The sequence below is a fragment of the Streptomyces sp. NPDC111516 genome, assembly GCF_055635345.1.
On record NZ_JBVKBV010000021.1, the window covers coordinates 54,177 to 64,356 of the forward strand.

General features: G+C 69.2%; 10 protein-coding genes and 2 pseudogenes. 6 read left to right on the forward strand and 6 right to left on the reverse strand.

Going from position 1 to position 10,180, the window contains the following annotated elements:
• Nucleotides 1-131: 131 nt before the first annotated feature.
• Nucleotides 132-2,012 carry a S9 family peptidase gene (locus tag ACZ7L9_RS29760; RefSeq protein WP_471419976.1) on the reverse strand — a complete coding sequence of 627 codons (1,881 nt, stop codon included), beginning with the start codon at nucleotides 2,010-2,012 and terminating at the stop codon, nucleotides 132-134.
• A 71-nt stretch (nucleotides 2,013-2,083) separates the two neighbouring features.
• Here ACZ7L9_RS29760 and ACZ7L9_RS29765 point away from each other — a divergent pair, with 71 nt between their 5' ends.
• Nucleotides 2,084-2,923, forward strand: a complete 840-nt coding sequence (locus tag ACZ7L9_RS29765) for a class I SAM-dependent methyltransferase (RefSeq protein WP_471419978.1) — start codon at nucleotides 2,084-2,086, stop codon at nucleotides 2,921-2,923.
• A gap of 244 nt (nucleotides 2,924-3,167) precedes the next feature.
• On the opposite strand, the gene ACZ7L9_RS29770 is transcribed toward ACZ7L9_RS29765, so the two are convergent.
• Nucleotides 3,168-3,974, reverse strand: coding sequence for an SGNH/GDSL hydrolase family protein (locus ACZ7L9_RS29770; RefSeq protein WP_471419980.1), 807 nt, complete (start codon nucleotides 3,972-3,974; stop codon nucleotides 3,168-3,170).
• Nucleotides 3,975-4,683: 709 nt separating this feature from the next.
• Complete coding sequence (locus tag ACZ7L9_RS29775; RefSeq protein ID WP_471419982.1) at nucleotides 4,684-4,854, reverse strand: hypothetical protein; 171 nt, start codon at nucleotides 4,852-4,854, stop codon at nucleotides 4,684-4,686.
• 209 nt (nucleotides 4,855-5,063) lie between these two features.
• Between ACZ7L9_RS29775 and ACZ7L9_RS29780 the strand changes: the two genes are divergently transcribed.
• A complete protein-coding gene (locus ACZ7L9_RS29780) occupies nucleotides 5,064-5,567 on the forward strand; it encodes an FBP domain-containing protein (protein ID WP_471419984.1) in 504 nt (167 codons plus the stop codon).
• 132 nt (nucleotides 5,568-5,699) lie between these two features.
• Here ACZ7L9_RS29780 and ACZ7L9_RS29785 read toward each other — a convergent pair whose 3' ends face one another.
• The gene (locus ACZ7L9_RS29785; RefSeq protein ID WP_471419986.1) at nucleotides 5,700-5,933 is read right to left on the reverse strand and encodes a twin-arginine translocase TatA/TatE family subunit; all 234 of its coding nucleotides are present in this window, start codon (nucleotides 5,931-5,933) and stop codon (nucleotides 5,700-5,702) included.
• A gap of 2 nt (nucleotides 5,934-5,935) precedes the next feature.
• On the reverse strand, nucleotides 5,936-6,961 hold the full coding sequence (locus tag ACZ7L9_RS29790; protein ID WP_471419988.1) for a sporulation protein: 1,026 nt from the start codon (nucleotides 6,959-6,961) through the stop codon (nucleotides 5,936-5,938).
• A 359-nt stretch (nucleotides 6,962-7,320) separates the two neighbouring features.
• Here ACZ7L9_RS29790 and ACZ7L9_RS29795 point away from each other — a divergent pair.
• From ACZ7L9_RS29795 to ACZ7L9_RS29810, 4 genes and pseudogenes are all read left to right on the forward strand, one after another.
• Nucleotides 7,321-7,449: pseudogene (locus ACZ7L9_RS29795) on the forward strand (GAP family protein); the annotation flags it as partial.
• 101 nt (nucleotides 7,450-7,550) lie between these two features.
• A pseudogene (locus ACZ7L9_RS29800) lies at nucleotides 7,551-7,673 on the forward strand (GAP family protein); the annotation flags it as partial.
• Nucleotides 7,674-8,027: 354 nt separating this feature from the next.
• Nucleotides 8,028-8,447, forward strand: a complete 420-nt coding sequence (locus ACZ7L9_RS29805) for a hypothetical protein (RefSeq protein ID WP_471420082.1) — start codon at nucleotides 8,028-8,030, stop codon at nucleotides 8,445-8,447.
• A 94-nt stretch (nucleotides 8,448-8,541) separates the two neighbouring features.
• Nucleotides 8,542-8,742 carry an integrase gene (locus tag ACZ7L9_RS29810; protein WP_471419989.1) on the forward strand — a complete coding sequence of 67 codons (201 nt, stop codon included), beginning with the start codon at nucleotides 8,542-8,544 and terminating at the stop codon, nucleotides 8,740-8,742.
• 24 nt (nucleotides 8,743-8,766) lie between these two features.
• Here ACZ7L9_RS29810 and ACZ7L9_RS29815 read toward each other — a convergent pair whose 3' ends face one another.
• Nucleotides 8,767-9,864: a hypothetical protein gene (locus ACZ7L9_RS29815; RefSeq protein WP_471419991.1), complete on the reverse strand. Its 1,098-nt coding sequence runs from the start codon at nucleotides 9,862-9,864 to the stop codon at nucleotides 8,767-8,769.
• Between the last annotated feature and the right edge of the window lie 316 nt (nucleotides 9,865-10,180).

The window sequence follows — 10,180 nt, forward strand, 5'->3', positions numbered from 1 at the left end:
CCGTACCGGGCGGAACGGACGCCCAGGGCGGAACAGACGCCCAGGGCGGAACAGACGCCCAGGGCGGAACAGACGCCCAGGGCGGAACAGACGCCCAGGGCGGAACAGACGCCCAGGGCGGAACGGACGCCCTACTCGCCGGACGGGCCCGACTGCGGGGCCAGGTGGCGGCGGGCGAAGTCGAGTTCCAGGCGGACCTGCTTGATCCGCTCCTCCACGACGAGCGAACCGTGTCCCGCGTCGTAACGGTAGACCTCGTGCACCGCGTCACGGCCCTTCAACCGGTCCACGTAGTTCTCGACCTGGCGGATCGGGCAGCGCGGGTCGTTGACGCCCGCCGAGATGTAGACCGGGGCCCGGACGGCGTCGACGTACGTCAGCGGGGACGAGGCCTCGAAGCGCTCGGGAACTTCCTCCGGCGTGCCGCACAGCAGCGTGCGATCCATCGCCTTCAGGTCCTCCATCTCGTCGTGATACGCCGTTACGTAGTCGGCGACCGGGACGGCCGCCAGGCCCAGGGCCCAGTCGTCCGGCTGCGTACCGAGGCCGAGCAGGGTCAGATAGCCACCCCAGGAACCACCGGCCAGGACCAGCTTCGCCGGGTCCGCGAGCCCGGACTTCACCGCCCACTCCCGTACCGCGGCGATGTCCTCCAGCTCGATCAGGCCGACCCGGTGCTTGAGGGCGTCCGTCCAGGCGCGGCCGTATCCGGTGGAGCCGCGGTAGTTGACCCGGACGACCGCGTAGCCGTGGTCCACCCAGGCGGCGGGACCGGAGGCGAAGGCGTCGCTGTCGTGCCAGGTCGGGCCACCGTGGATCTCGAAGACGGTGGGGAACGGCCCCTCCGCCGGGGCGGCGGGCCGCTGTACGAGTGCGTGGATGCGGCCACCGGGCCCGTCCACCCACACGTCCTCCACCGGCACGGACGCCGGGGCCTTCAAGCCGGGCGGATCGAGCACCACAGCGCCCGAGGTGGACCGGATGACGGGCGGCTGCGCGGCCGACGACCACAGGTACTCCACCGTGCCGTCCGGCCGGGCCGTGGCACCCGACACCGAACCGGCGGGAGTCTCCACCCGGACGGGAGCACCGCCGGACCCGGGCTCGTACCGCCACAGGTCGCTGCGGGCCTCGAAGCCGTGCACGATGAGCAGCGCCGAGGCGTCCGGATACCACTCGGCGCCCACATCACCGGGCAGATCGATCGCGAGGTCCGTCTCCACGCCCGTCAGCGGATCCCAGATCATCGGCTCCCAGCGGCCCCGTCGCTGATGCCCGACCAGCAGCCTCGTGTCCCCGGCGACGGGGGCGAAGCCCAGCACGGACAGGCCCAGCTCCTTCGTACCGCCCTCGGTGTCGTCCAGCTCGGCGACCGTCGACCCGTCCGGCCGCACCACCCGCAGCGCGGAGTGCATCGCATCGCCGTGCTCGGTGTGCTCCAGGGCGATCAGCGTCCCGTCGTACGAGAGGTCGCCGACGCCCGCCGACTCCCGGTGCCGGTAGATCTCGACGGGTGCGGCCCCGGGCCTTACGACATGGATCGTCGTTCCGTCCTCGTCCGTCGAACGGCCGATCACCGCCGTGCCGTCGCGCCCGATCGCGAGCCCGGCCGGGTACGAGGCACCGAGGCCGGGGGCCGCCGACTCGTCCACCGTCTCCTCTCCCCCGCCGCCGTGGAACGGCTGACGCATCCACACCCCGAACTCGTCCCCGTCGGTGTCGCTGAACCACCAGATCGACTCGCCGTCCGGTGTCAGCACACCGTCCGTCGTCCCGTTCGGCCGGTCGGTCACCTGGCGCTGCTCGCCGGTGGCGCGGTCCCATGCGTACAGCTCGTACGTACCTGTGGCGTTGGAGACGAACAGCGCGCGGTGCGGCGCATCTTCGGCCCAGTCGGGCAGCGACACCCGCGGCGCCCGGAAACGCTGCTCCCACTCCGGCACCGAGGCGGTCGCGGGCAGGGAAACGGTCGCCTGTGCGGACGGGGCTGTCGAGCCAGTGATCTCAGTCATGTGCCCCATTCTGCGCCGGAACGCCGACAATCCGTTCGCATCGCCCTCAGCCTGTGGATAACCTCCCGGACATGCATGCACCGACCCCCGCCGACTGGCACCGGGCCAATCGTGCCCACTGGGACGAGCGGGTCCCCATCCACGCCGTGAGCGACTTCTACGACCTCGACGCCTTCCGTGCCGGCAAGGACGCGCTGCGCGACTTCGAACGCGCCGAGGTCGGGGACGTCACGGGCAAGTCGCTGCTGCATCTGCAGTGCCACATCGGTGTCGACACCCTCTCCTGGGCCCGGCACGGCGCAGCGCACGTCGTCGGCCTGGACTTCTCGGAACCGGCCGTCGAGACGGCGCGCGGCCTGGCCCGCGAGCTCGGGTTCACCCAGGACCGGGCGGCATTCGTCGCGGCCGATGTCCATGACGCGGCGGAGGCCGTACCGGACTCGTCGTACGACATCGTCTACACCGGCGTCGGCGCGCTGAACTGGCTGCCCGACACCCGGCGCTGGGCCGAGACGGCAGCTTCGCTCGTCGCGCCCGGGGGGTTCCTCTACGTTGCGGAGTTCCACCCGATCACGGACTGCCTCGACGACTCGACCGGTGCGGAGGTCGTGCACGACTACTTCAGCCGCGACGCGTGGGTGGACGAGACGCCGGGCACGTACGCGGACTTCGACGCACCGACCGTCCACAACCGCAGCGTCGAATGGCAGCATCCGATCGGCGACGTCGTGTCGGCGCTGGCCGCCGCCGGGCTGCGTATTGAGTTCCTGCACGAGCACGACGTCTCGCTCTTCGCCCGTTTCTCTTCGCTGGAGCGGCAGGGCGACGGCTTCTACCGTTTCCCCGCCGACCGTCCGCGCATTCCGTTGATGTACTCGATCAAGGCGTCGCGGCCTGTCGATACCGCGTAACCGGGCTTCGCGACCGCCACCCTCCCGGCCCTGCTCCGCACCGGCCGGGCACCACTGCCCGTGCCTGGAGCGACTCGCCTGCACCTGAACCCGCATCTGAGCCCGAACTGCAACAGACCTGCGGCGGGCTGCCGGAAGCACCCGCTCCCGGCAGCCCGCCGCATCTCTGTGATGCCGGCTGTACTTCTGTACGTCAGTGCTTCTGTACGTCCGTACCGCCGGTTGCACCTCCCTCGTCCGCGTCCTACGCGGCCGAGCGGAAGGCCGGAAGGTAGCCGCCAGACTGTCCGGCGGCCTTCGGGTGGTACGAGTTGTAGACGGGGATCGACACACTGTGGAGCCATGCGTCGCCGGAGCACAGCTCGTGCCCGGTGAACTCGTCCGCCACGCTGGAGAACGTGAACCCGGCGTTGGCCGCCTGCTTGGCGATGACACCGTTCAGGACATCGGACGCATTGTTTATGGCCGCTCGCTTGTTTTCCGAGAGCCCGGCGATGCAGGTTCCGCTCAACTGGTAGAAGCGCGGGTAGCCCAGCACCACGACATGCGCCTGCGGAGCCCGCGAGCGGATGGCACCGTAGAGCGAACCCAGGCCGGACGGCAGCGAGTTCTGTATCTGCGAGACGGCTGAGCCGACACTGCTCAGGCAGGCGGCCTCGCTGGACAGTACACAGTCCTGCATGACACTGGCGAAGCCGACGTCGTTGCCGCCGGCGGTGACGCTGACCAGGCCGGTGGACGAGTTCAGCGCGCCCAGCTGACTGCCGGCCACCGAACTCGTCGTGGCGCCCGAACAGGCGACGAAGGCGAAAGACGAAGGTGAGTTCGCAGCTGCCCAGAGGTAGGGGTAGGCATTGGTGCTGCGGCGGCAGTCGCCGCTGTCGGACAGATAGCTCCCCGCGCCGACGCCGGACGAGTACGAGTCGCCGAGAGCGACGTACCCGCCGGCGGCGGCCGAGGAGGTTGCCGAGGCCGGCTGGGCGACGCCCAGAGCGGCCACGACGGCGAGGACCAGAGTGGATGCGGACGCCCAGAATCTCCGTACTGACATGCCTGTCAGCCCTCCGAAGTGTGGGGGGTGGGTGGGGGGTTGATGGAGCGCCACGTTTCTAGCAGCTCTTAGTACCCGCCGGTAATAGCTGGGGAAGAACTGGTCTGATATGCCCGAATGATCGTTCGGGCGTCGAGGCTCCGCGCGTAGATAAACCTCCGGATGCGCCTGGAATGGTGCGAGCGGCGGTTCGTGCGACCTTGCCGGAGACTCGTGCTCTCGGGGCCATCGCGCCATCCGGGAAGGGGCACCCGGCGAGTTCCGGGGAGTGTGGTGGGTCCGGGGGGCGTGCCCGGAGGGCCCGGCATGCCCGCCGACGCCGCTTCCTGTACACGTGCCCGGCCGGTGGTATTCACGTGGCCATGCGTCCAGGCCGAATTCCGGTTCTGTGAACGGAAGATCGGGTGCCGGGGGTGTCACACGTCCGATGTCCGGCGACGACGGTCATAACCGCTGTGGCCAAAAGCTACGAGGTGCACGGCCGAGGAGTTGCCCTACGGGGCGCACACGCGCGGTCCGCTTGGCACCCGCCGATGTCGCGTCCCGGGCAGATTCCTGGAAGTGGCCGTCGGTACAGGTGTCGGGGAAGTCGGGCGCCCCACGCTCCTGTATGCACCTCGCGTACCGCCGGTTCCGACAAACCGCCCTCTGCGGTGGCACCCATGCCGGGTGCCACCGCAGAGGGCGGTTCGTCGTAGATCTCCGAGGATCAGTTGTGGCCGAACCTCCGCTGCTTCCGGTGGGAGACCTGTTCTGAGATCGCGTGCACCGTCTCCTGGCCGGCCGTTCGCTGCGTCTGTTCCTTCGTCTCCGGAGCGGCGCTGCGTTCATGGCCGCCGGTGCGGGCACCGCGGTTCTGCCGACTCTGCTTCTTGCCCACGATCGTGCCTCCTGTAGCGGTTCTCGGACGACGGGCAGTTCCAGATTCGCATGTGAGTACGAAAGGTGCATGTCGGGCAGGCGCTCCATACCGGCGTTGAAGAAGCTGTGACGGAGATGCGTGCAGGCCGGGTCGGATATTGGGATGCGTGCAGGTCGGGTCGGATATTGGGATGCGTGCAGGTCGGGGCGGACGTAGGGTCGACGCCCGTGGACCCGCTCAGCGAGAAACAGATCCGCTCATCCTTCGTGAACTGCACCAAGGGCGAGGCGGCGCGGCTCCGGTTGCCGCTCGACTTCGCAGAACTGCCCTGGGAGGACCTGGACTTCCTGGGGTGGGTGGATCCGGGAGCGCCGTTGAGGGCGCATCTCGTGCTGCCCCGGGCGCAGGGCCCGCTGGGGATCTCTCTGCGGATACCCTCCGTGAGGCGCACCAGCGCTGTGAAGTCCAGCATGTGCCAGATCTGCCTGACGGGCCACGCCTCCTCCGGGGTCTCCCTGCTCGCCGCCCCCTTGGCGGGCGCGCGGGGACGCGAGGGCAACACGGTCGGTATCTACATCTGTGGGGACCTCGCCTGCCCCCTGTATCTGCGCGGCAAGCGGCAGCCGAAGCTGCGTTCCGGGCGGTACGAGGAGTCCCTGACCCTGGACGAACGCCTCGCGCGCATGTCGGACAACCTGGATGCCTTCGTGGCCAAGGTCACCGCGGGGTGAGCTCCGACGGGCACACCCCGAATTTCCGTGGGGAAGCCGACCCGCGCACCGACGCGCCGATTTCTTTGTGAGCGCGCGGGGCGGGACATGCGGCTGGGGGCGCAGCCGCACACCCCGCCCGTAGGGCCCGCGTCACTGAGGGCGCGGGGCCTGCTCCGGGCCCCGAGGGGGGAGCGTCTCGCCGGAAATGACACGGGGCGCCGGGGCCGTGGCGTTGTCCGCGTCCTTGTTCTTCATGGCCCGCGCTTCGGCTCTGAGGATGCGGGCCGACTTGCCCGCGTTGCGGGCGAGTTCGGGCAGCTTCTTCGCGCCGAGGACGAGTATGACGACGATGAGGATGATCGCGATCTCGCTGATGCCGAACATGGTCAGTCCTCGCCGCCTTCGTCCTCGTCGTCCCCTTCGAAGAAGTCCCCCACCTCGTCAACGACTTCAGCGGCGACCAGGCCGCCGACTACGCCGGCGGCGAGTCCGGCCGCACCCACCGCGACAGCGGTTCCCAGGCCGGGGCCGGACCGGCGACTGTCGCGAAGCTCCTGGTGATGGCCGGGGTCGCCGTGGTGAGCGTCGCCGTGGTGGCTGTAACCAACGTGTTCGTACGATGAGTTGGAGCCGTACGGCGAGCGGTGCTCGATCAGTTCGCGGACCCAGCTGTCGACCAGGTCGTTCCAGTTGTGGTGACGGACGTCGTCGTGGGCGACGGTGAAGCGCGTGAGTGCGTCGTGGCCGGAGGAGAGAAGATTGCCGCGCTTGTCGGCCTCCAGGATCACCTCCGTGCCGCCGGGCATGGCGAGGAAGGTCACCTCGATCTCGTTGACCGCGTGGGCATACTGGGGCGCCGGAGTCAGCTCGATCTCCTGGTAGAAGGGGAGTCGCTGGCCAGTGCCACCGATGCGGCCGTATTCGAGGTCGGCGGACTTGAAGCCGAAACCGAGCTGTCCGAACGCTTCGAGGATCGCTTCCTGCGCGGGCAGCGGTCCGACGGTGAGCGTGTCCAGGTCGCCCTTGTCCTTGGCGCCGGCCACCGACAGCTCGGTGTGCACGCCCAGGACGATGCCCAGCTGCTGTCCGTACAGTTCGGTGATCGGCGTCTCCCACGGCAGGTTCACCGTGAAGGGGACGCTGCGGTGTTCGCCCTGAGCGAGGCGGAAGCCGCCGCCGACGACGTACCGGTCGAAGGTGACGGTGCCGTGGCTCTCGCCGTCCTCGTGCTCGGCCTCCACCCGGGCGATCAGCTCCAGGGTGATGTGCTCGATGTCGAAGTCCGCGCCGCCGCCCGCCAGTCGGACCTCGCCCGAGAGGCCGCCGCCGGGCAGCACCGCGCCCGGCACGAGGACCGTGTCCACCATGGGACCGCCCACGCCGAGCGAGCCGAGCAGCCGTTTGAACACCATCGTGGCGTCCACTCCCTTATGTGCGTACGTGCATTGGGGCAGGGGAAGGCCGCGGGTGCGGGCCGGAAGCGTCGGCCGCGAGCACCCCGCGTTCTACAGGTGTGTAGAAGCATAGGGGGTGTTGCGGCACCGTCCAGTGCATCCGGGGCCCGGCAGCTGGAACGTCCGAAACGCGTCGCTCAACCGGCCGCGATACGCGCTTGACGAGCGCGTTTTGCCGTGCCTTTACGATGAGGGTAGCGGGCTACCGCCCGCTCCACTGATCAGGATCAGTCGATCCTCCCGACCGGAACGAGTCGCAGCGTGATCGCCACCCTGGCCCCCACCTGGAGGCGATCACGGGCAAAGTTCTCGGTGACGTGCTGGGGCTTGCGGCCGGCGTCGCGATCAGCCCTCTCCCGATCATCGCAATCATCCTTGTCCTCGCCACACCTCGGGGACGTCTCAACGGACTGCTCCTCGCCGTCGGCTGGATCCTGGGACTCGCGGCACTGGGCGCGGTGATGCTGGCGATCGGTTCACCCGCAGGCGCCTGCGCCCACAATCACCCGGCCACCTGGGTGGGGGGGCTCTCAAGCTCGCTCTGGGCGTGCTCCTCGTCCTCTTCGGCGCCCGGCAGTGGCACCGGCGCCCGGCGGATCCCTCGCAAGCTGAGTTGCCGAAGTGGATGGGCGCGATCGACCGCCTCACCTCGGTCAAGGTCTTCGGACTCGGAACGGCCCTGGCCGCGCTCAACGCCAAGAACGCCCTGCTCCAACCCCGAGCGACGCTGATCTGCACCACTCAGGCCCGGTCGTGCACCCTGCACTGCCGGGCCTATGCCTGCGAGGCTCTGAGATCCGAGAGACGGCCCCTGGGCCGGCGCATGAGCCCAATACGAGGCGGGAGGTCGCGCGTGCGTCATCTACCCGGCGGACGGAACCACCGGCTTCACCGGCTGGGGGGTCTGCTTGACCCGCGCTCTGCGCCTGTCGCTAGAGTGCGAGGCTTGTTCGATTCGCCGTGGGGTGGAGGGGGAGGCGTTGTGAGCGCACAACTGAGAGATACTGCCGGGGAGTTGGCGGAGATATTGTGGCGGGAACACACTGTGTACCGGGAGCGGTCCGGCGGTGTGGTCATCCGGGGTGAGCATGTACGGCGGTGGATCAGCCTCGCTCCGGCGGGCGGCCGGGACGAGGTCCTCGTACGCGCGGGGCGCATCCTGGACGGCGGCACCACCGCTCCGGCGCGTTCGGAGGCCGTGGTGCCCCTATCCGCCGGTACAGGCGTGCTCGCCGCGACCTGCCGTCGCCTGCTCGCCGAGGCGGCGGCTGATGTGGCGGCGGTCGCGCCGGGACGAGCAGCGCCCGGGCGGTCCAATAAGTCCGGGAAGGCCGCGCGGCCCATGGGCGGTGGGAAACACACCAGTTTCGGTTCATGGGTGATCCTCGCCTGCGTCGCCGGCGTGATCGCTCTGTACGTCTACAGCACCGCGATGCACGGCTAACTGGTACTGCAGGGACACATCAGCCTGGCCACACGGGAAGGGACCAGGTCGTAGAGGCGACCGGGCGGCGGCCCGTGCGCTCCGGCACGCCGGAGTGTCCCCGCGGATCAAGGCCGGCGTCGACCCCGTGGAAGTGGCGCGCCGCGCGGGGTACACGCCGGCCGTTCTCTGGAAGTTCTACGCCAAGATCCTGCGCGGCCAGCAGCAGGCATCGAACCGGCTGATCGATGACGCGCTGGCGGAGCCGGACCAGTACCGGCTTGCGCCGGTCGATCGAGCACGCGCAGCGACGTGACAAGGCGGTGCGTAACGTGGCCGCTCACGACCGTGTGGCAGTCCCGCACCCCGCATCGTCGGCCTCCCGCATGCGCGTTTCCATCGACGTGCTCCGGTCGTACGGGTCGACCTCGGGGCCGTCTCCCGGGCGCGAGGCCGCGCGCTCTGCGCTGAACTTGGGGGTGAGGTAGCCGGTGAAGGTGTCGCAGCCGCCGTTGGTGGTGTCCACTTTGTAGGAGACAAGGGAGAACGCACCCGGCTCGACAATGACCTTCGCCGGGTCGTCCCAGCTCATCACGACCTCGCGGCGCACGATGGTGCGCGCGACTTCGTCGCTTCCCGCTGCAGCGCGCACGACCGGATATACATACGTGACATCGGTGGTCACCTCGACCGCACCGCGCTTACCTTCTCGGTACGTGATCCGCCCTCGTGTCTTGACCACATCTCCGACAAGCCGGACCTTCGTCTTCTCGAACCGGCTGAACAGCAGCAGAGGATCATTCTCCCGGCTGGGCACGCGGAACGCGGTCGCAAGGTAGTCCTGGACATCCTGCTGATGAGGATTGATCAATGCGATCGCCTTCCTCGGCCGCTCCCCGCGCAGCACACCAGGATCCAGACTGGACGCGGCGAGAAAGTCCCGGGTCTTCTCGAGCGCCTGCGCGACCTGCTCCTTGCTCATCCAGCCGGTCGCCCGTGCCTCAGGCAGGCCGATCGCAGCCGTCCCGTCACCCCACTGCGCCGCGGGCGACCCCCTGAACGGCTGCTCCACGGTCGGATGTTGGGCTGCCACTGCCGTCGGCGGCGGTTGATCCGGACGTTTCGACTCCGCGGCGAGCGGCGCACTCTCGCCGCCTCCGCCTCCGAACCATCCAGCCACCCGCCCTGGATCCAGCGCCACGACCAGCAAGGCGGCCGCAACCAGCAGACCGATCGCGTACCAGCCTTTGCGTCCTTGCCGCCGGGCCGGTTGGTGACTCCGCCACGGCTCAGGCCGGCCGGTCTCCTCTCGCAGCCGCCGCGCCACCATCCGAGCCCGCGCCGACGGCTCCTCGGGCGCGTCTTTGGTCCCCGCTTCGGCTTCACGAAGGAAGCGCTCCCACTCTTCGTCCGGTATGGACTCCCCGCCCTTGCCCACGATGGGCCCCGCCCTCCTCACGTACCCGGTCCCACCCCAGGGCCGGTCGTCTTCCGTGCATCATCACACAGCGCAGCTCGGCTCCATGATCGCCGTCGGTGGGGGTCCCGACTCGGGGGAGCCGACCGGCCCCATCAGCCACAAAGGATGGATCGTCCGATCCGTGATCTCGCTCGGGCTACGAACGTGACGCTCTTCAGGTCCTCGGCTTGCGGGCGGATGTCCTTTAGTCACGCAGATAGACACGCAGCAACGCCAGAGGGCTCTTACCTAGTCGGTAAGAGCCCTCTGACCTGCTACTTAGCTGTCGGGGTGG

What these genes read in the sequence shown, in the direction of transcription:
- ACZ7L9_RS29760 (WP_471419976.1), bottom strand. Translation starts at nt 2,012, where the DNA reads ATGACTGAGATCACTGGCTCGACAGCCCCGTCCGCACAGGCGACCGTT.
- ACZ7L9_RS29765 (WP_471419978.1), top strand. Translation starts at nt 2,084, where the DNA reads ATGCATGCACCGACCCCCGCCGACTGGCACCGGGCCAATCGTGCCCAC.
- ACZ7L9_RS29770 (WP_471419980.1), bottom strand. Translation starts at nt 3,974, where the DNA reads ATGTCAGTACGGAGATTCTGGGCGTCCGCATCCACTCTGGTCCTCGCC.
- ACZ7L9_RS29785 (WP_471419986.1), bottom strand. Translation starts at nt 5,933, where the DNA reads ATGTTCGGCATCAGCGAGATCGCGATCATCCTCATCGTCGTCATACTC.
- ACZ7L9_RS29790 (WP_471419988.1), bottom strand. Translation starts at nt 6,961, where the DNA reads ATGGTGTTCAAACGGCTGCTCGGCTCGCTCGGCGTGGGCGGTCCCATG.